Annotated in this window: 18 protein-coding genes and 1 tRNA gene; 6 read left to right on the top strand and 13 right to left on the bottom strand. The window is 66.5% G+C overall.

Annotated elements, in window-relative coordinates; translation table 11 throughout:
- From RM479_RS21615 to RM479_RS21605, 3 genes are all read right to left on the bottom strand, one after another.
- A complete protein-coding gene (locus RM479_RS21615) occupies positions 1–819 on the bottom strand; it encodes a sigma-70 RNA polymerase sigma factor region 4 domain-containing protein (RefSeq protein ID WP_311513583.1) in 819 nt (272 codons plus the stop codon).
- A gap of 152 nt (positions 820–971) precedes the next feature.
- Complete coding sequence (locus RM479_RS21610) at positions 972–1,349, bottom strand: ATP-binding protein (RefSeq protein WP_311513582.1); 378 nt, start codon at positions 1,347–1,349, stop codon at positions 972–974.
- Positions 1,350–1,438: 89 nt separating this feature from the next.
- A complete protein-coding gene (locus tag RM479_RS21605; RefSeq protein ID WP_311513581.1) occupies positions 1,439–2,245 on the bottom strand; it encodes a helix-turn-helix transcriptional regulator in 807 nt (268 codons plus the stop codon).
- Between the two features lie 51 nt (positions 2,246–2,296).
- Here RM479_RS21605 and RM479_RS21600 point away from each other — a divergent pair, with 51 nt between their 5' ends.
- Positions 2,297–2,662: an ATP-binding protein gene (locus RM479_RS21600; RefSeq protein ID WP_311513580.1), complete on the top strand. Its 366-nt coding sequence runs from the start codon at positions 2,297–2,299 to the stop codon at positions 2,660–2,662.
- Here RM479_RS21600 and RM479_RS21595 read toward each other — a convergent pair.
- On the bottom strand, positions 2,659–4,002 hold the full coding sequence (locus RM479_RS21595) for a hypothetical protein (RefSeq protein WP_311513579.1): 1,344 nt from the start codon (positions 4,000–4,002) through the stop codon (positions 2,659–2,661). The genes RM479_RS21600 and RM479_RS21595 overlap by 4 nt on opposite strands.
- 2,159 nt (positions 4,003–6,161) lie before the next feature.
- Here RM479_RS21595 and RM479_RS21590 point away from each other — a divergent pair.
- Both RM479_RS21590 and RM479_RS21585 read left to right on the top strand, forming a co-directional pair.
- Positions 6,162–6,494, top strand: coding sequence for a WhiB family transcriptional regulator (locus RM479_RS21590; RefSeq protein WP_274812220.1), 333 nt, complete (start codon positions 6,162–6,164; stop codon positions 6,492–6,494).
- Between the two features lie 392 nt (positions 6,495–6,886).
- Complete coding sequence (locus RM479_RS21585; RefSeq protein ID WP_311513578.1) at positions 6,887–7,438, top strand: DUF1707 and DUF4870 domain-containing protein; 552 nt, start codon at positions 6,887–6,889, stop codon at positions 7,436–7,438.
- A gap of 90 nt (positions 7,439–7,528) precedes the next feature.
- Here RM479_RS21585 and RM479_RS21580 read toward each other — a convergent pair whose 3' ends face one another.
- Positions 7,529–8,128: a hypothetical protein gene (locus RM479_RS21580; RefSeq protein WP_311513577.1), complete on the bottom strand. Its 600-nt coding sequence runs from the start codon at positions 8,126–8,128 to the stop codon at positions 7,529–7,531.
- Between the two features lie 309 nt (positions 8,129–8,437).
- Between RM479_RS21580 and RM479_RS21575 the strand changes: the two genes are divergently transcribed.
- A complete protein-coding gene (locus RM479_RS21575; RefSeq protein ID WP_311513576.1) occupies positions 8,438–8,962 on the top strand; it encodes a peptidylprolyl isomerase in 525 nt (174 codons plus the stop codon).
- A 74-nt stretch (positions 8,963–9,036) separates the two neighbouring features.
- Positions 9,037–9,945 carry a rhomboid family intramembrane serine protease gene (locus tag RM479_RS21570; RefSeq protein ID WP_311513575.1) on the top strand — a complete coding sequence of 303 codons (909 nt, stop codon included), beginning with the start codon at positions 9,037–9,039 and terminating at the stop codon, positions 9,943–9,945.
- A gap of 200 nt (positions 9,946–10,145) precedes the next feature.
- On the opposite strand, the gene RM479_RS21565 is transcribed toward RM479_RS21570, so the two are convergent.
- The 8 genes from RM479_RS21565 to RM479_RS21530 form a co-directional block, all read right to left on the bottom strand.
- Positions 10,146–10,400, bottom strand: a complete 255-nt coding sequence (locus RM479_RS21565) for a cell division protein CrgA (protein WP_274812226.1) — start codon at positions 10,398–10,400, stop codon at positions 10,146–10,148.
- A gap of 132 nt (positions 10,401–10,532) precedes the next feature.
- On the bottom strand, positions 10,533–12,335 hold the full coding sequence (gene pknB, locus RM479_RS21560; protein WP_311513574.1) for a Stk1 family PASTA domain-containing Ser/Thr kinase: 1,803 nt from the start codon (positions 12,333–12,335) through the stop codon (positions 10,533–10,535).
- A 65-nt stretch (positions 12,336–12,400) separates the two neighbouring features.
- Entirely contained in the window at positions 12,401–13,858 is a 1,458-nt protein-coding gene (locus RM479_RS21555) for a protein kinase domain-containing protein (protein ID WP_311513573.1), read from the bottom strand.
- The gene (locus RM479_RS21550) at positions 13,858–15,312 is read right to left on the bottom strand and encodes a peptidoglycan D,D-transpeptidase FtsI family protein (protein ID WP_311513572.1); all 1,455 of its coding nucleotides are present in this window, start codon (positions 15,310–15,312) and stop codon (positions 13,858–13,860) included. The genes RM479_RS21555 and RM479_RS21550 overlap by 1 nt, the downstream gene beginning before the upstream one ends.
- Positions 15,309–16,718 carry an FtsW/RodA/SpoVE family cell cycle protein gene (locus tag RM479_RS21545; protein ID WP_311513571.1) on the bottom strand — a complete coding sequence of 470 codons (1,410 nt, stop codon included), beginning with the start codon at positions 16,716–16,718 and terminating at the stop codon, positions 15,309–15,311. Before RM479_RS21545 ends, RM479_RS21550 begins: the two co-directional genes overlap by 4 nt.
- 6 nt (positions 16,719–16,724) lie before the next feature.
- On the bottom strand, positions 16,725–18,095 hold the full coding sequence (locus RM479_RS21540; RefSeq protein WP_311513570.1) for a Stp1/IreP family PP2C-type Ser/Thr phosphatase: 1,371 nt from the start codon (positions 18,093–18,095) through the stop codon (positions 16,725–16,727).
- Positions 18,092–18,601 (bottom strand): FHA domain-containing protein FhaB/FipA, encoded by a 510-nt coding sequence (locus RM479_RS21535; RefSeq protein WP_449590053.1) that lies wholly within the window; start codon positions 18,599–18,601, stop codon positions 18,092–18,094. The genes RM479_RS21540 and RM479_RS21535 overlap by 4 nt, the downstream gene beginning before the upstream one ends.
- 300 nt (positions 18,602–18,901) lie before the next feature.
- Positions 18,902–19,666: an FhaA domain-containing protein gene (locus RM479_RS21530; RefSeq protein ID WP_446725090.1), complete on the bottom strand. Its 765-nt coding sequence runs from the start codon at positions 19,664–19,666 to the stop codon at positions 18,902–18,904.
- A gap of 230 nt (positions 19,667–19,896) precedes the next feature.
- Here RM479_RS21530 and RM479_RS21525 point away from each other — a divergent pair.
- Positions 19,897–19,979: transfer RNA gene (locus RM479_RS21525), tRNA-Leu, on the top strand.

Raw genomic sequence — 19,979 nt, 5'->3', positions numbered from 1 at the left:
CTACTTCTCGTCCTGGTCGTGGCGGTAGACGGGCGTGATCAGCTCAGCGCTTTGCGGAAGACCCGTGTCGGGGTCGTAGGTGCTGCGCACCAGCACCGAGAAGCGTTCGGAACCCACCTGCCCCCACAGGGAGGCGACTTCACCGTTGAGGAAATGCGCGACCCCGCGTGAACCCTGGGGGTGGATTCCGCCAATGGCCAGGAAGGTGCCCTTGCCGTCCGGTCGCGGCAGGCGACCGAGGTAAGCCACGTCGGTGGGCTGCTGGGGGTCCATCTCCTGTCCGGACCGGTAGCTTTCGCCGGTGCGGGTGTCGGTGAGCAGCCACAGCCCCTTGCGCGGGTGCTCCCACCGGATGACGGGGTCAGTGTCATAGGCGGTGCGCATGGCCTCGGACATGGCAGGCCCGCACACCACCACCAGGTTGGGCCGGTTCAGATCCACACGGCCGTCGACGGTGACGTGGTCGGAGAGCGCCTGCATGTCGAAGGAGCGCACCAGCTCTTCGAGGGCCTGTCCGGTGGCCATGTCGTCCAGCGACAGCACGGGGCGGTCCTTGACCTGGTCGTGCCGCAGCGGGGTCGCGACGGTCACCGTTCCCACACCCAGGAAGGCTGCTTCGGGGGCAGGGCCGGTGTGGCGGATCTGGTGGATGCGCCCGCGGCTGAGTCCGGCCTTCTCCGCGATCTGGGCATAGGACATGCCTTGGGCGTGCAGATCCTGGATCAGCCGACGCCGCAGCCGAGATAGCTCGGTCACTTCCTGCTGTGCTTCGGCCAGGCGCTCGGTCGCAGCACGCAGCACCTCGAATGGGTCTTCCATTTCGGCTATGCGTTCGAACTGGCCCGGCATCAGTGCCCCCTCGGTCGTACGCACCGAGTCTAGGACCCTAGACAGCACAGGTGAAATCTCCGCCCCGGTTTCCGCGTCCACGACCACGAAACGCGTGCGGCGCCGGGGCATGCGGGGACCGCTCACAGCTTGAGGTAGGTGGCCAGGTCCGCCCACACGCAGGTGCCCACGGGTTCGGGAACCACGCCCCACTGTTTGGCCAGGGCGTCCACGAGCACCAGGCCCCGACCGTGCTCGGTCCAGGGTTCGGGAGAGACGATTTTGCCGTCCCAGTCATGGTTACTGCCGTAGTCGACCACCGCGATGCGGACCCGGTCGCCGTGGTCGTTGATCCGGACCACGAACATGCCACCGTCTCCGGAGCTGCGGGTGTGCCGCAGGGCGTTGGTGGCCAGTTCGCTGGCGATCAGTACGGCGTCATCGCCGGTGGGGTGGTCTTGCAGTAAGGCGCGCACGAAGGTGCGTACTCGGGCGATCTCATCGACATGACCAGGGAACATTCGGGCCCAGTTACGCACAACACCACCACCGTCTAGAGGGCTATACACCTGTCTCGTGACGGCAGAGTACGGCAGAACACCTCATTTATTCAATGAATTAACTGAATAAAACGGGTGATGTCAGCGGCCACACCCTCGACCACCCGGCGGAAGTCGTCCCCGGTCACGGCCACAGCGGTCAGGGCTTCGAAGGCATCTTGATAGGGGGTGACGTGCTTCTGTCCGGTCAGGGTCATCTCGGCGGTGAAGGTCTCCACCAGCACACCGGTCTCATCGCACAGGGTGAACCCGTGCGGAGGCATCATCGGCAGACCCCTACCCCACGGGATCACCCCGAGGGACACGTTCGCCCGCTCAGCGAAGGTCAGGAGGTGTTCGAGTTGGGCGGGCATGAACTCACCCGATCCGGGCCAGGTGCGTAGCGCCGACTCGGTCACCACGAACCGGAAGGACTTGCCTTCGTCCGCCAAAACCCTGTCCCAGTCCGCAAACGAGCCTGCGCCACCACCGGCAGCGGTCGCGTACTCGGGAACCCGCAACACCGCCGGAACCATCGCGTTTTGGAATCCCCACACCACCGACGCTGACGTGAGGAGCTTGCGCCCAGCACCAGGAACGAGTGAGACCCCGGCATCCACCCGCTTCTCCGACGAGGTGAGCGCGTAGGCATCCCGGGCCATCAGGGTCAGCCGCTTGGCCTCTTCCTGCGAGAACGGCAGAGCCGCGATCAACTGCTCTACCGCTTCCACGCTGGCGACGCGTTGCCCGCTCTCCACCCGCGACACGGTCGGCTGCGAGACACCCGCACGCGATGCCAGCACAGCACCCGAGCAGCGCTCCCCCTTACGTGCCGCACGCAGCGTTTCACCCAGTTCCCTCAACGGTCCGTCAGCCATACCGAAGGTCTACCGCAATGTCAGATGAAGTGCGCGCCCGAAGGATGGTGAGTGGGTTTACGCGCTCTCGCCGCCGACCGGCTGGGCGACTGCCAGGTCGTGGACGACGCAGTACTACTCAAGATCGAGTTGGCCACTAACGAGGTCCAGCACACACCGTCCAGCCTCCGCTGGCCGGAGTTCGGCGTCCTCATCGAGCATGAGCAGGGCCACAGTGTGCGCGTCACCGTCCACGGTGGTTCGTACTTCGACGCCTCGTATGTAGCACAGCCCGAATCCGACGCCGAGCACGGTTGCACCCTTTTCCTCCTTGATGCACTGACTATCTCATGGGGCAACTGTGCCACCTTCTCCGGCCGCAAGATCTGGTTTATTAATATTTCCCCTGGAAATATCCTTGATCCCGGGTTGGACTAGAGGCCCATTTGGGACTCTATGTAAGATTGGGCGATTCCAAATGCTGTGGACTCAATTTGATCTCTTGATCGAAGCAAAAAGCTCTTTAGCTTCTGCTTTGCCGTCAATCGTTCTGCTGTACGGGCTTCGTCGTCAGAGAGCTCATGCACGGAGGCGATTAGATCGATCTCTTGTGCTTCTCCGTGTGTTCTGATGAGCTCGATTAAGGCTTGGGCATCTGGACCAAAGTGCTGGGTGCCAGCAATATTCTGCGTAACTTCTCCGTACGCCCGTTCGATGATTTGCTGATTAATCTGTATATGTCCTCCGGATTCATTGGGGCTGAATATTTGGTGTCTCATGACCGAAGAAATGTCTCTTGGTTGATCTGGAATCATGCTCGCAATGAGACCGCCAACAGCGTGCCATTGAATGCTGGAAGTTATTGGTTCATCTATAATTTCAGATTCCATCCGGTGTCTAATTTGGAGTATTCGCTGTTCTCGCTCCTGCTTGATGTCGACTCGTAGTCGTCGCACTTCCTTGGAGTAGCGCCGGACCATCTCTGTTGCCGTCGACTGGTCGACGCCAATTCCCTGGAGTACTCGGGATGCTTCTTCCGGGTAGGAGCAAATATCAAGGAAACGGCTGAATTCCTCGATTTCCCCAGAAACGCCATCGCCGTCGAAGTTCCTCTCGCTGAAGAACTCAATTACCTGACCGCTGCTAGTCCTGTAGCCGTCCCGCCGGATTTTTTCTTTTTTGGCCGAAGTCAGCCACTCTTGGAATAGTTCGAGTAGGCGGGACATCTCATTCGAGTAAATCCTGCCTTTTGGAATGTAGATTCTGAATAGTAGATTATTTTCGAGGTCTTCAATGAAGGAGTCAGCAAGAACATGTAGCTCAGAATTCTTTTTATAGGCAGTGACTTGAACTCCATGTTCTTTGAGTAGCGCGTTCGCGCTTTCAGTCTGCTCCTTGGGGATCTGGGCGAGGTGATCCTCGTATGCGTAGGCATTTCCGCCGTAGTCGAAAATCTTATCGTAGGGAGTGTCGTCTCCGTTGATGATATCTTCGTGGATGAAAATGACGTGTGCTACTTTGCTCAGGGCAGATAGGAGTTCTTTCGATGCGCTTTCATACTCTTCTGAGGCGAGCCTCCGATAGGTGCTTCGGCCAAACTTTCCCACCACTCCAATCAGTTCTGAACTCTTTAGTATTTGGGTTATCTTGTGCCAGTTTTCAGGTGAAGACTCGGGAAGTTTTGTTGCATACCAAACATCTGAAAGTTTCAGCTTATTCTGGAGGCCAGCCTGCGGGAATGATCCCAAAAAAAGGAATATCTTTTTCTTTTCTTCCATTAGACGATCTCGCTTTCCTGTCAAACTGCTGAAACTAGCTGTATGGGATCAAGGCGACGGCGCAAGCGCCGTCGCAGCGGCCTCCGGCCGCCGCTCGGGCTGCGGGCTGCCGCCCGGTCCCTCGCACGGCCGACGGCCGTACTACTTGGCATCATGACGCGGCCTGCAGACGAACGGTTGCCGTTCAAACGAAATCGGTTGATGACGTGCGTAAATCCCGAGGCACCCGGTAGCGGAATGTGACCGTCATGGGTGGCCGTCACCAGCGCTACCGGGCACCTCGGCCCAATTTCGTGGTTACTGCATGCGGTTCATCCCGGCTAGAGCTACATGCCTCGGGTTAGGAGCTCCAGCCGGATGGTTTCTCCTACGAGCCGCCGCATCCAATGACCACTGACCCAGCCCGTACCCAGCGGCCCCAGCCACCTCTGGTCAGGTCGTTGACGTGTGCTCGAAGACGACTGCCGTCCTTGAGGAGGTCATCGCACTCAGCGCAGAAATTCGGCCCGGTTCCACTCCCCGCTGGCCTGCCACCCGGGGTGCACCGTAGCGGCTCAGGGACCTGCCGTTCGACCTGCACGCACAAGTCGATGCCCTGACGGGCACCTCGGCAGTCCAGCCTTACCTTCACATATCTCGGGGACATAGCCCCTCCCCTTCCGAGCGCGGGCCGAAGCAACGTGGCTGCGGCTCGTAGACCACTGCTCAGTACTTCTGGCACAGGGTCAACCGCTCTGCTCAGGACCGTACAGAGCGGGTGTGACAATCTGTGCTCTGTTCACACAATGGGAACAAAATCTGTGCCACACACGTGCCACACGGGGCGGTCAACGGCGGGGAACCACGAGGGGACGGACCGCGTCAGCACAGGTACGAGAGTTGCGAGGTCAGCCGTGAACCGCGTTCTCGGCTTCCCGAGCTGATGACGTGCTCAGATCCCGAGGCACCCGATAGCGCGACTCGGTCTGTCTCGGGTGACCGGCTCCAGCGCTATCGGGCACCTCGCCCGGAACCGTGGTTGCCGAGTACTGGGGCTGGGGGAGCGGTGGCGAGCGCCAGCGGACACGTGTGGCAACACCGGATTCAGGGCCGGTGGCGGGCGTTCTCCCGTTGCACATTCATTGCACACGGCAGCAGGAACCGAGGGGGAACGGCGGGAACCAGTCGGAAGGTCCGGTGCAGGTCAGCCGGGTCCCCGCAGTTCTGGGATTCGTGCTCAGGCGATTTGCATACCGGAGGTCAGGGGTTCGACTCCCCTTGGCTCCACTGCGGATACGCGCAGATCGAGAACGTGACGGGGACTCCCTTCGGGGGGTCCCCGTTTCGCGTTCCCGGGGCCTGACGCCCGGACCTCGCGCCCACCGAGGCGCACGTTCCCTCTCGGTGATCGACCAGCGCCTCGCCCGGATCGACGAGGCCGCCGGCTTCCCGATGACTTTCGGCCTGACCTGATGGTGCCGGCGGGACGCGTGTTCACTCCGAACCCCCTACAACCCCATTCGGTGGTATTCGGCCTTTTGACGGATAAGCACGGAAAATGCGAGTTGGGGACCTCTGACCAGATGGAATAAGGACTTCGAGCGCGAAGTGCGACGAACTGTTTCTGTTACTAATCAGTAGGGAAGGGTGATCCGCTCCCTGTTCGAAATGGGCGTCCTGTGGGGTTGCGGAGTGTGTGTGCCATGGGTGGTCACATAGTCCGTTCGGGTGAGGTCGGGGCCGAGTGACCCACTTCGGTGACGTCCGTCCGGTCCGCGAGGATCGCTCGTGGGCCGAGATGAAACCGCAGGTCACCCGGCTTATTGTGGAATAGTCGCGCGGGTGCGTTTCGCTAGGGTCACGACTGACCCCTTCTCTGATGTGGTGTAACTCTCCGTGTGTGTATGATGACACTCCATCTAGGTGCAATGGTCCTACTGGGCCATATGAGAAATAGGCCAGTTGGGGTCTGTTGGTGAACTGAGACGATCCGTAGTTTCGACACCAGCGACAACAAGGAAGGCAGCGCGCCGAAACGATCGACCCCCGAAGCCGGGTCGGGCGGCCCCCCGCCCGAGCCTGTTCCCGTCCTCGGATTCGGCCCGCGTCCTCCTTCCCCGCCGGCGATGTCTGCCGGTGGGTCCGATCACCACACATGCTGATCTTGGGAGTGGGGCAACATGTGGAATGAGAAGATGGCGGCCCGTGCCAAATGCCGGGAGATCGATCCGGACGCCCTGTTCGTCCAGGGGGCGGCCCAGAACCGCGCCAAATTGATCTGCCGGGGCTGCCCGGTCCGTACCCAGTGCCTCGCCGAGGCTTTGGACAGCCGCATCGAGTTCGGTGTCTGGGGAGGCATGACCGAACGCGAACGGCGCGCCCTTCTGCGCCGCCGCAAGGACGTCACCAGCTGGTACGACCTGTTGACCAGCGCCGAACGCCGCTATGAGGAGAAGCGGGATCGGCAGGAGCCCGCCCACGGCGCGTCGACGCCGGTCGTCGCCCACAGCTAGGGGGATGTGCGACCGCTCGGGCATGGGAGAGGGCGCGCCCCGCGTGGGGGTGCGCACGTCGTCCGGGACGGTGGTACGGCCGAGGAGGGGAGAGCCTCGGCGGGCGCGATCGCGCACGAGGGGGTCACGGCCCCGCGACATCCGGTCGACCCGGTACGCGCACCGACGAAGGTGGGGGGTCCGGGGGCCGACGATCCGACCTGAGGAGGAGGGGCGGATCAGGGGAGGATCAGGGACGATCCCGATACCGTGACCGCCGCCCATCGCCCATCATGGAGGGAGTGCGACCGTACGGTCGCACTCCCGACGTGCGGGGGAAGAGGGAAATGGCCGTGCAGGATCCTCAATACCCGGTGAGGCGCGCCTGGGAGCGCCCCCGGCCACAGATCCGCTTGACCCACACCGATCGGGACGCCGTCGCCGAGGTGCTCCGTGAGGCCTACAGTCAGGGACAACTCGACGAGGACGAGTTCGAGGAGCGCCTCGACCAGGCGATGCGCGCCAAGTACGGCGCAGACCTCGAACCCCTCACCCAGGATCTGGGTTTCTCTTCGAACGGTCGCACCTCGGGGCCCGTCTCCGGTGCGGCCAAGGCGGACGGCCCGATCGAGAGCACGGCGGTGGAGCGCGTCGTGGCCGGGGTCGGCCACGCGGGGAACTACTTCTTCCCGATCGTCACACCGTTGCTGCTGTTCCTCATCGGGGACCAGGTCTCGCCCTACATCCGGCGCCAGGCGATGGAATCGCTCAACTTCCAGCTGGCCTGCCTCATCGGCTCGGTCGTCAGCCTGCTGTTGATCTGGCTGGTGGTACCGGCGTTCATGCTGCTGTTCATCGTCCTCGGGTGGGCGATCCTGCCGGCCATCGGTACCATCGCCTCCCTGATGGGGAAGGACTGGCGTTACCCGATGCCCGACAGGTTCCGCATCCTCAAGGACGACTGAGCGCGTCCGCGGAGGAGATCCTCAGGGGAGAGGGAGAGGGGAGGAGCGCGGGCGGGACCTCATCGTCCACACCCGGCGCTCATCGCTTCCTCAACGCCCGGGACGACCGTTCTCCTTCGAGCGGTCACCGGAGGCGGTCTTCACCGTCTCCTTGGCGTCCTGAGCCTTCTCCTTGGCGGCGTCGGCGGTCTTCTCGACCTTGTCGGCCGCCTTGTCGGCCGTCTTCGAGACCTTCTCCTCCAGGTTCTCGCGGGTCTCCCTGACCTGCTCGCGAGCCTGGTCCAAGTGCTCCTGCCACTCGGCGTCCTGGGATGCCTGACGCATCCGGATCAGCGAGTACACGAGCACGCCGCCCGCCAGGGCGGCTCCCCCGATCAGGAGGCCGCGGGGGACGCGACGTCCGCCGAGGCGCAGTCCGCGTCGGGCCGGAACGGGATCGACCCGCTGGGCCGCGGCCGTGAGCAGCCCGGCGACCCGGGGTGCCACGGTGTCCTCGACTCGCAGGGCCGCGTTCTCCAACCGGGGCGCGGTCCAACCGCGGGCCTGGAGGAGCGTGCGTGCCGCCTGTTCCCGAGCCTGGTCCGCGTACGGGCCGATCCGGTCGGCCCTGTCCTTCGCCAGGCCCTGAAGGCGAGCGAGGGCCGCCTCGGCCTCCTTGCGGGCCTTGCGGCGCTTTGCAGTGATAGGCACGTCGTCAGCTCCTTCGGTCGTTCACCGATTCATGCGATCTCACCCGGAACGGGCGACGGGTGTACCGACGACTCGCGTCCGGGTCTCCCGTTCCCCTTCCCCGTTATCCGGGTGTTATCTCAACATACGTCCTCTGAGTCGGCGATCTGTGCTTCGACACCGCCGACAGGGTGAGCCCGCACCCGGGGCGAGAGTCGGACGTACCGGGGTGTGAAGTGCGTTCGCCCCGGTCTCGCCGGGTTACGCCGAAGCCCGCGTGGCGGACGGGTAACGTGATCACGTCAACGAAGTCGACCGAAAGGCACTCAGGTGTCGGACTCCACGGGTCAGCCCACCGCGCGGCTGAACACCTCCAAGGGAACCATCGTCATCCGGCTCTTCGAGGAGGAGGCGCCCGAGACGGTCGCCAACTTCATCGGCCTGGCCGATGGCTCCAAGCAGTGGATGGACCCCGCCACGGGCAAGCCCGGCAACGGCAGCCTGTACGAGGGCACGGTCTTCCACCGTGTCATCGAGGGCTTCATGATCCAGGGTGGTGACCCGCTCGGCACGGGTCGCGGCGGCCCCGGCTACACCTTCAAGGACGAGTTCCACCCGAAGCTGCGCTTCGACCGCCCCTTCCTGCTGGCCATGGCCAACGCCGGTCCGGGCACCAACGGTTCCCAGTTCTTCATCACCGTCGACAAGCCGCACTGGCTCGACGGCCGCCACACCATCTTCGGTGAGGTCGTCGAGGGCGACGACATCGTCCAGGCCATCTCCCAGATGGCCACCGACGCCCAGGACCGTCCCCGTGAGGACGTGGTGATCAACAGCATCGAGGTCACCCGCTAGTACACGGCGGGAAGCGACGAGGAGCCGCTGGGAGGACCGATGAGAACGCCGAGTACAGGAGGAAGCCCCCGCCCATGACCGCCTCGCCACCGCCGTCAGGGGCGGTTCCGGAGCCGGAACCGCCCGCCCGACGCACCTGCTACCGGCACCCGGACCGGGTGACACGGCTGGGGTGCAGCCGGTGCGAACGGCCCATCTGCCCGGACTGCATGGTGACGGCGTCGGTGGGGCAGCACTGCCCCGACTGCGTGGCGGAGGGCAACCGTGCGGTGCGCCGGACCCGTACCCCCTTCGGGGGCGGGACCATCAACGCGCCTTACGTCACCTGGGCGATCCTCGGACTGATGGGCGTCGGCTACGTCGCCCAGATGCTCACGGCGTCCTCGCCGCTGAACGCCTGGGACTCTCCCCTGGTGCGGGAGTTGGGCATGTGGGGCGGAGGGGTGGCGTTCCGCGATGAGTGGTACCGGCTCATCACCTCCGCCTTCCTGCACGGGAGCCTGTGGCACATCCTGTTCAACGGGTGGGCCATGTACGTCCTCGGGCCGCAGCTGGAACGGTGGCTGGGCCACGGCCGCTTCCTGACCCTGTGGGTCCTGGGCGCGCTCGGCGGTTCGGTGCTGACCCTGTTGGCGGCGCCGCAGACGCTGGCCATCGGCGCCTCGGGGGCGATCTTCGCGCTCTTCGGCGCGGTGTTCGTGATCGGGCGCAGGCTCGGTCTGGACGTGCGGATGATCGCGATCCTGCTCGGGATCAACCTCGTCATCACGTTCCTGTTCCCGGGGATCTCCTGGACCGCCCACATCGGAGGCCTGGTCGTCGGGGCGCTGCTGGGCGCGGTCTTCGCCCATCTGCCCGGACGGTCCGCCTCCCCGAGCACCAGGGGCCTCGTCCACATCGGGGCGATGGTGGTGCTGGGAGTGGTGCTCGTGGCCCTCGTGTACACGTCACCGGTGCTGCTCACCGCTCTGTACGGCTCCTGACGGATCCGGCCATGACGAAGGCCCCCGAGATCGCCCTCGGGGGCCTTCGTCGTGTGTTCACGGCCGCGGACCGGCCCGACCCGGTCGCGGGACATCGTGATGAGGGCCGCCCACCCGCGCGGACGACCCGGTGACGATCGCGGTGGCGCCGGCCCCCGCGGGGATCGGCACGGCCGGGGCGTCGTGCCCGGCGCGGGGGGTCAGTGCCAGCGGGTGGCCAGGACGATGGCCACGATGATGCCGGCGAAGCCGACGGCGAGGTTCCAGTTGCCCAGGTCCTGCATGTAGGGCACGTACTGACCCGCGATGTAGAAGACCGCGATCCACAGGATGCCCAGGATGAAGAAGCCCAGCATGGTCGGCACCAGCCAACGCGGGCTGACCTTGGGCTTCTCCTTCGAAGGAGGCGGTGTGTAAACGACCTTCTTCTTGCGATCGTTGCGGGACTTGGGCACGGTCGCTGCTCCAGTACGGGTGGGGCCGGTCAGAACGGAAACACAGTCTACGCCCAGGAGGGACCGCGGTGTCACCCCAGGGGCGGGCACAACGGCGACGGGGCCGCCCCTCCAGGGGCGGCCCCGCTCACGTCAGCCCTGCCGGCCCGGTCCGATCACCAGTCCGTCCGGTTCCGTCTCCGGTTCCTCGGGGTCGGTCGGTTCCCCGGTGTCCGGCGGCGGGTCCTGCGGCTCGGGATCCGTCGGCGGATCGGGCTGGGCCGGGGCGATCGCCACCGTCACCGTCACCGTGGTGCCCGGGTCGACCTGTTGGCCGCTCTGGATGGACTGGGCGGTGACCGTGTTCGGCGGTGTGGACGCGTCCTCCACCTCGTGGAACGAGGCCACCAGACCACGCTGGTCGAGGGCGGATTGGGCCTGGTCGCGGGTCATCCCCTGGAGGTCGGGGACCTCCACCTGCTGCGGCCCGCTGGAGATGTACAGCGTGATCTCGGTGTCCGGGGCGACCGCGTCCCCGGCGGACGGGTCGGTGCCGATCGCCTGCCCGGACGCGATGCTCGCGTGCGACTGCTGTTCGGAGGAGATGTTCTCGAAGCCCGCATCGCCGAGCGTGCTGCGGGCGTCGGCCTCGCTCTGCCCCTCCACCGAGGGGATCTCCCGCGCGTCGGGCCCGCTGGAGACATAGAGGATGATCTGCTCGGTCACGGCGATCTCGCTGTCCGCTTCGGGGTCGGTCTCCACGACCGTGCCCGCCTCGGCCTCGGGGTCGGCGCGCTGTTCCTCGCTGACGTTGTCGAACCCGAGGGCCTCCAGGTCCGCGCGGGCCTCCTCGACCGTGGAGCCGACCACGTCCGGAACGGCCTGCCGCTCCGCCTCCCCCGGGCCCCGGTTGAGCAACCAGAACACCAGGACGATGGACGCGAGCACGCCGATGCCCAGGAGGGCCCACAGCGCGGTCTTGCCCGCGTTGTTCTTCTTCTCGTCGTCGTAGTCGTCGTAGTCGTCGTCGTACCGGTCGTCATAGCGGTCGTCGGTGGGCGGCAGCATCGTCGTCGCCCCGGCCGCCGCCATCGCCATGGTGCCCGCCTGCGTGGGCATGCCGGCCAGACCGCGCTGGATGTCGGCGCGCATCTCCGCCGAGCTCTGGTACCGCTGGTCCCGGTCCTTGGCCATCGCCCGCAGGGTGATGTCCTCCAGCCACTCCGGCACCTGGGGGTCCACCTGGGACGGCGGCACCGGCTCCTCGCGAACGTGCTGGTAGGCGATGGACACCGGGGAGTCGCCGGTGAAGGGGGGCCGACCGGTCAGCAGTTCGTAGAGCACGCACCCGGTCGAGTAGATGTCGCTGCGCGGGTCCACCCGCTCACCGCGGGCCTGTTCCGGTGACAGGTACTGGGCGGTACCGATGACCTGCGAGGTCTGGGTCATGGTCGCCTGGTTGTCGTCCATGGACCGGGCGATGCCGAAGTCCATGACCTTGACCTCGGCGTTGCGGGTCAGCATCACGTTGGCGGGCTTGATGTCCCGGTGGACGATCCCGTTGTCGTGGCTGTACTCCAGCGCCTTGAGGATGCCGTCGACCAGTTCGGCGGAGCGCTCGGGCAGGAGCTTGCGGTCGTCGTCGAGGAGTTCCTTGAGGGTCCGACCGTCCACGTACTCCATGACGATGTACGGGATCGAGAGCCCGTCGATCATGTCCTCGCCGGTGTCGTAGACGGCGATGATCGCGGGGTGGTTCAGGGAGGCGGCGGACTGCGCCTCCCGTCGGAACCGGGCCTGGAACACGTGATCGCGGGCCAGGTCGTGCCTGAGGGTCTTGACCGCGACGAGGCGGTCGAGTCTCAGGTCGCGCGCGCGGTAGACCTCGGCCATGCCGCCGCGCCCGACGGTAGCGTCGAGTTCGTAGCGCCCGCCGAAGAGCCGGGGTTGGGACATGTCGTGTACTGATCCTTGTTCTCACCGGGCCCGCGTGCGGACCTTCTATTCGGAGCGTCTTTCGCTCATTGCCTCGTCACGATGTCGTTGTCGCCGTTGTCACCGCCGCCACCGGGAGGGGGGTCCTCCTCGTCGGGAGGCGTCACGGGGTCGGTCCCCTCGCCGGGGCCCTCGGAGCCGTCGTCACCCGGCTCGGGTTCGGGGTCCGTCTCCCCATCGCTGGGTTCGGGGTCCGGGGAGGGGGTCTCCGTGGGAACGCTCGGTTGCCGTTCGGGCGTGTACTCGGGTACGACGGGCGCCTCGATGGGCACGTCTTCCTCGTCCTCTTCGGTGGGACTGGGGGTGACGTCCTCCACGGTCGCCGGAGGCGTGGTCACGTCCCGTACGTTGTCGGCCCCGTCGGAGGAGCCGCCGCTGAGGAAGAAGCCGCCCAGGACGGCCGCGACGATCAGGACCGTCGCGCCGATCGCGGCGAGGATCACCGGCAGGCCGATCCTCCGCTGCGAGCCCAGCCTAGCGGAGTCGCCTTCCCGACCAGGGCTTACGGTCTGTTGTCCCGTGGTCCGCCGGGTGTGGGCCCCGGTGCCCCGACCGGAGTCGGTGACCGCGGACACCACCCGGGTGGCGGCGACACCGCTGAAACCGGCGGAGGGGGTGGGCGGCCCGGTGCCCGCCTCGGAGCGGATGATCGCGGCCATGTGGGCCACGTCCCCCGCGGAGGCCGGTCGTTCCTCGGGTTCCTTCGACAACAGCAGGAAGACCAGGTCGTCCAGGTCCGGGGGGATGTGCTCCGGCAGTTGCGGCGGTTCGTCGCGGGTGTGCGCCAGCGCCAGCGCTACCGGGCTGTCACCGGTGAACGGCGGTTCCCCGGCCAGGCACTCGTAGGCGACCACACCGAGCGCGTACAGGTCCGACGCCGCCGTCGCGGGCCGCCCCGACGCCTGCTCGGGGGAGATGTACTGGGCGGTCCCCATGACCATGCCGGTCTGGGTCAGGGTGACCGACATGTTGCCGCGGGCGATCCCGAAGTCGGTGAGCTTGAGCCGACCGTCACCGGTGACCAGCAGGTTGCCCGGCTTGATGTCACGGTGTACCACGCCGCGCGCGTGCGCGGCGGCCAGCGCCTGGGCGGCCTGGCCGATGAAGTCGAGGGTCTCGTCCGGGGTGAGGCCGCCGCGTTCCTTGAGGACCTGGGAGAGCGGTTCGCCCACCACCAGCTCCATGATGAGGAAGGCCCGGCCGTTCTCCTCCCCGTAGTCGAAGACCTGGGCGATCCCGGGATGGGAGAGCCCGGCCGTGATCCGCCCCTCGGTGCGGAAGCGCTCTCTCGCCGTGGGCTCCGCCATCTGTGACGGGTGGAGGAGTTTGACGGCGACCGGCCGGTTCAGCAGGGTGTCGGTGGCCTTCCAGACCGTGCCCATGCCGCCGGAGCCGATCTGCTCCTCAAGTCGGTAACGGTCGCTCAGAACGGTCCCGGCGAGTCCGCCGGGACCGTTCTGAGAAGACGGTTCGTAGGTGCTCACTACAGAACCACTGCCTCCATCAACGCCTTGGCGACCGGTGCCGCGAGTTCGTTGCCGGTGCCGCCGCCGAACTCGACCACCACGGCGACCGCGATCTGTGGGTCGTCCGCCGGAGCGAAACCGATGAACCAGTTGTGGGTCTTGTCGGTGCCGTTCTCGGCGGTGCCCGTCTTGCCGGCCACCTCGATGCCGGGGATGGCGGCGTTGGTGCCGCCGCCCTCGGGCGGGGTGGTGACCAGGACCATCATCTCGGTGAGCATGTCCGCGGTGCGCGCGCTGACCGCCTGGGAGTGGGTCTCCGGGGAGGTCTGGGTGATCACCGACAGGTCGGAGTCGCGCACCGAGTCCACAACGTAGGGTCGCATGACCTCGCCGCCGTTGGCCACACCCGCGGCGACCATCGCCATCTGCAACGGGGTGGACTCCACGTTGGACTGGCCGATGCCGGCGCGGCCCAGGATGCTCGTGTCCTGCTCGGCCGGGGCGTAGCTGTCGACCACCGACAACGGCACCGTGAGCTGCTCCTCCGGGTTGAACCCGAACGCGGTCGCCTGGTCGCTGAGCGCTTGGCCGCCCACCTCCATGGCCCAGTTCGCGAACGAGGTGTTGCACGAGATCTGGATGGAGTGGGCCAGGGTGTCGGGCTGGCCGCCGTTGCAGCTTCCCATGGCGTTGGGCAGCGGCGGGCCGGACGGGAACTCCAACAGGTCCGGGGCCGCGATGGTGCTGTCCGGCGTGGCGTCGAGGTTCTCGATCACGGCCGCGGCGGTGACCACCTTGAACGTCGAACCCGGCGGATAACGCTCGTTGAGCGCCCGGTTCAGCAGCGGCTTGTTCGGGTCGTTCTCCAGCTCGACGTACGCGGCCGTGGAGTCGCCGGGGTTGTTGATGTCCACGACCGGGGTGGGGTCGTAGGAGGGGTAGGAGATCGCGCCCAGGATCGCCCCGGTCTCGGGGTCGAGGGCGACGGCCGCGCCGTTCCTACCGCCCAGCGCCTCGAACGCGTCGTAGCCGGCCTGCTGGACCTCGGGCACCAGGGTCAGCTGCACCTGGGCGCCCTCGGGGTCGCGGCCGGTGATCATGTCGCGGAAGTTGCGCACCGCCAGCCGGTCGTCACTGCCGTTGAGCAGGTCGTCCTCGACGGCCTCGATACCGGAGGCACCGAAGTTGCGGAAGGAGCCGACGATCGGCGTGTAGATCTGACCGCCCTCGTAGATCCGCTGGTACCGGGGTGACCTGCCCTCTTCCGCGATGTTCTCGGAGTAGGCGATGTTCTCGCCGCCGGCCTGGATCGGACCGCGTGGAGCGCTGATCTGTTCGGCGAACTGGCGTTTGTTGAGGGGGTCCTCCAGGATGGCCGGGGCCTGGAGGCCCTGGATCCAGGTGACGTTGACCATGAGGACCAGGAACATGAACAGACAGAAGATGCTCAGTCTGCGGATCGTCGTGTTCATCGTCGGATCACCTGGGTCGCGCCCTCGTCCTGGATCGCCTGTGGTGCCGGTCGTCGTGCGTTGTCACTGATGCGGAGGAGGATGCCCATCATGATCCAGCTGGTCAGCAGGGCGGTGCCGCCGGCGGACATGAACGGTGTGGTCGAGCCGGTCAGCGGAATGACCCGTGAGACACCGCCGAGCACGATGAAGGTCTGGTACACCAGCACGAACGCCATACCGCTGGCCAGGAGCTTGTTGAACGTGCCGGTCGAGGCCAGTGCCACCCGCATACCACGCTCCACCAGCAGGAACAGGGCCATGAGCACGGCCAGCAGGCCGGTCACGCCCAGTTCCTCACCGATGGAGGCGAGGATGAAGTCGCTGTCGGCGGCGAAGATGTCGGTGGGCCGCCCGGCGCCCAGACCGGTGCCGAACAGGCCGCCGTAGGCCATGCCCACGATGCCCTGCACCAGTTGCTGGCTGCCGCCGACCGCCTCGTAGACGTCGTTGTCGAAGGCGTTGATCCAGATGTTGACGCGGGCGCGCACGTGCCAGAACAGGAGGTGGGCGACGGTCGCGCCGCCGGCGAACATCACCAGACCCAGGGTCACCCACGAGGAGCGCTGGGTGGCGACGTACAGCATCGCCAGGAACGTGCCGAAGAGCAGCAGCGAGGTGCCCAGGTCCCGCAGGACGACCAGCATGCCGATGGCGATCAGCCAGCCGACCAGGATCGGCGCCAGGTCACGGGCGCGGGGCAGCTCGATGAGGGTGAAGCGGCCGACCTTGATCGGTTTGCCCACGATCTGGAGCACCTGGCGCTTGCTCATCAGATACGACGCCAGGAAGATGACCAGCGCGATCTTCGCGAACTCCGACGGCTGGAAGGTGATCGGGCCGATCTTGATCCACAGTCGGGCGCCGTACACCTCGTGGCCGATGACCGGCAGGGCCGGCAGGGCCAGCAGCACCAGCGCGATCAGGGCGCTGACGTAGGTGTAGCGCTGGAGGACGCGGGGGTCCTTCAGGAAGATGATGATGAGGAAGCAGAAGATCAGGCCGAGGGCGGTCCAGACCAACTGCATGCCCACGCCGGCGCTCTCGATGTTCTCGCTCTCGACCGCGTTGAGCCGCCAGATCATGGCGACGCCGATGCCGTTGAGGAACAGGGCGCAGGGCAGGATGAGCGGGTCGGCGTAGGGCGCCACGAACCGCATCGCCGCGTGGGCGGCGACGGCGAAGGCGCCGAAGGTCAGGCCGACGGTCCAGGTCGCGGCGGGGACCCGACCGTTGAGGTTGAGACCGGCGATCGCGATGCCCATCATCGTGATGAGCACGGCCAACACGATGAGGACGAGTTCGGCGTTGCGCCGCTTGACGGGGGGGAGTGCGGTGGGGGCCTCGGGTTCCGACGTGTCACTCACCTGGCCTCACCCGCTTCCTTCCTCTGTCCCGGTCTCCTCGTCACCCTCGTCGCCCGGTGCCGGCGTCGCGTTCTCGCGGAGCGCGTCCACCGTCGTTCGGGCGTCTTCGAGGTCATCGGCCGGAACGTTGCCGCTGATGAGCTGACGGTCCGCGTCGGTGAGCGAGTCCAGCGGGATCTCGGTGTCCTCGACCTGCTCCGACAGGCTGAGCCCGGCGAGGTCGGTGTCGATGCCGCGGTAGATGGCGACGGTCTCGCCCGACTCGGACGGGCCGATGTAGTACTGGCCGTCGACGTACTGGCGGCCGAAGTAGTAGCCGGCGCCGGCCACGATGCCGACGAGGATCACGAAGACGAGGATCATCGGCCACCACCGTTTGGTGTGGTACTCGGTCGGCTGACCGTCGCGGGGACGGCGGGGGGCCGCCGGCTCCTCGTACCCGTCGTAGGACTCCCCGTAGGGGTCGGCATAGGCCGGGGAGCCCGCGGGGTCCTGCTCGTCGCGGACGGGGTCCATCTCGGCGGTGTCGCCGCCCGCGCGCAGTTCCTGGGCCCGTCGGGCCGGGGTGTCCTGTCCCTGCTCCATCACGTCCCGGCGCTGGTCGGCCGCGCCGACCAGCTGGGAGGCGGGGGTGGGCCCCTCGCGGTCGGTGTCGGTCTCGATCACGTCGGCGATGACGGCCGTGATGTTGTCCGGCCCTCCGCCGCGGATCGCCAGGTCGATGAGCTTCTTGACGGCGGTGCGCGGGTCGGCCTCGGTCGCCAGCGTCTCGTGGATGGTCTTCTTGCTGACCACACCGGACAGGCCGTCGGAGCACAGCAGGTAGCGGTCGCCGACCTTGGCCTCGCTGATGGAGATGTCGGGGTCGACCGGGCTCTTGCCGTCCAACGCGCGCAGGATCAGGGACCGCTGCGGGTGGGTGGCGACCTCCTCCTCGGTGATCTTGCCCTCGTCGACGAGGGTCTGCACCAGGGTGTGGTCGTGGGTGATCTGCTCGAAGCGCGATCCCCGCAGCAGATAGGCGCGCGAGTCGCCGATGTGGATGAGGGCGACCCGGGGTCCCGACCACAGCATGGCGGTCAGGGTGGTGCCCATGTTCTCCAGACGGGGTTCCTCCATGATCCGCCGGGAGAGGGAGGCGTTGGCCTGTTCGACGGCTTGCTGGAGCACCTCGGCCATGTCGTCGGCACGGTGGTCCTCGGCGTCCAGGCGACGGATCGAGGAGATCGCGATGGAGCTGGCCACCTCGCCGCCCGCATAGCCGCCCATGCCGTCCGCCACCGCGAGGAGGTGCTGGCCGGCGTAACCGGAGTCTTCGTTGCCTTCGCGGAGGCATCCTACGTCGGAGTACGCCGCGTATCGGAGAGCGATTGTCATTTGCGCAGTTCCAGGACGGTCTTGCCGATACGGATGGGCTGACCCACCGTGATGGGCTGGGGGCGGTTCAGCTTCTGTTGGCCGAGGTAGGTGCCGTTGGTCGAATTGAGGTCCTCGACGAACCAGCGGCCGTTGTCGGAGTAGACGCGCGCGTGTCGGCCCGAGGCGTAGTCATCGGTGATGACCAGTGTCGAGTCGGGTGCGCGGCCGATGAGGATGGGTTGGGCGCCGAGCGGGACGGTGGTGCCCGTCAGCGGTCCCTGGGTGACGGCCAGGACGGTGGGATCGTTCCGTCGCGGACGCGGGGGGCGGGCCGCCTCCGAGTGCGAGGGGGTCCCGCCGCCGCGCGAGGCGGCCGGGCGCGCCGCGGGGCGCGGCTTCTTCTTCGGCTTGCGCTTGGACGGGCCGAAGAGATCGGTGCGGACCACGCCGATCGCCATGAGGATGAACAGCCAAAGCACCGCGAGATACGCGATCTTGATCAGTATGAGGGTCAAGTTGGACATCGAACTGCTCTTCAGCCCCTGTCGTGCTCCGGCCGGGATGGCGGTCATCGGCGCCGCCACCGTGTCTTCCCCACCTTCGCGTCGGTGAGTTGAGGTCGCTGGTCCGCGGCCTTCGGGTCGCGGCCATTGTGCCCGATCGGTCGGGTCTTCGCGGAGACTACCTTCCCGGCCGGATATCCGACAGCGGGTCCGGAATGGACCCGGCCTCGGACTCGACCTTTGTGACGCCGGCGCGAGGGTGTTGGTTGCGTCCGGATCGCGCCGGCCGGTGGAGTCCTTCGACCATCACCCGGTCCGTGGTCAGTCGCGCCGGAACGTCATGGTGGTGCGGCCGAGGCTGATCCTGGTGCCGTCCACCAGGCGGGCCTGGCGCACCTGCTGACCGTTGACGAAGGTCCCGTTGGTGGAACCCTTGTCGACGAGGATGGCCTCGTCCCCGTCCAGGCGGATCTCCACGTGGTGACGCGAGACGCCGTTGTCCACGAGGCGCAGGTCGCAGTCGGTGCCGCGGCCCAGGAGCGTGACCGGCGTGGTCAGCTCGAAGGACTGCTGCATGCCGTGGCTGGCGATGCTGCCCTCGGCGGTGGCGCCGCCGGGGGAGATCAGCAGACGGGGGCGACCGGGCTGGCGCTGCGTGCCGGGGGTGGGGTCGCCCACCGGGGTGCGGACCTCGCCCTCCTTGCTCACCATCGTCCCGCGGACCACACCGGAACGAATGCGGAAGCGGCCGGTCTTGAGCCCGTCGTCGGACCTGAAGTGGACCCGGACCGGGCCGACGAAGGAGTAACCCTGTTCCGTCGCGTAGTCGCGGGCGAGCTTGGACAGCTCTTGGCCGAGACTGTCCGCGTAGACCTCCAGGCGCTCCTTGTCGCTGGTCGCCAGTTCGACGATGAAGTCGTTGGGGACCAGGGTGCGACCCTGGGCGACGATCGCCGCGCGCTCGTCCATCTCCCGCTGAACGGCGCTCGCCACCTCGACCGGTTGCAACTCGGACTTGAAGGCCATCGCGAAGGTGCCTTCGATCATGCCCTCAAGCCTGCGCTCGAAGCGTTGGAGCACTCCCACGAGGTACCTCCCTTTGTACTCCACATCCGTATGTGTAGACGATCGTAACCGGGCGATGGTGCCCCTGGTTTCATACGTACCCCCGCAAGAGGGGCACGGAGCGCCTCTCGGAACCCCGGGAGAAACGATGTGCGACCCACCTCCGGGCCGTGCTAGCCTTATCCATGTCGCCAGGGGAAACGGACGAAAAGCCCGAATCACCTGGCAACACAACTGAATGCATGTCACTCGGGCGGGTGGCGGAACGGTAGACGCGCACGGTTCAGGTCCGTGTGTCCGAAAGGATGTGAGGGTTCAAATCCCTCCTCGCCCA

It is taken from the genome of Nocardiopsis lambiniae (assembly GCF_031845465.1).
In the GTDB taxonomy this organism is placed as follows: domain Bacteria; phylum Actinomycetota; class Actinomycetes; order Streptosporangiales; family Streptosporangiaceae; genus Nocardiopsis; species Nocardiopsis lambiniae.
Note: the sequence above shows the minus strand (reverse complement) of the source record. Positions and strands in the feature narration are given on the sequence as shown.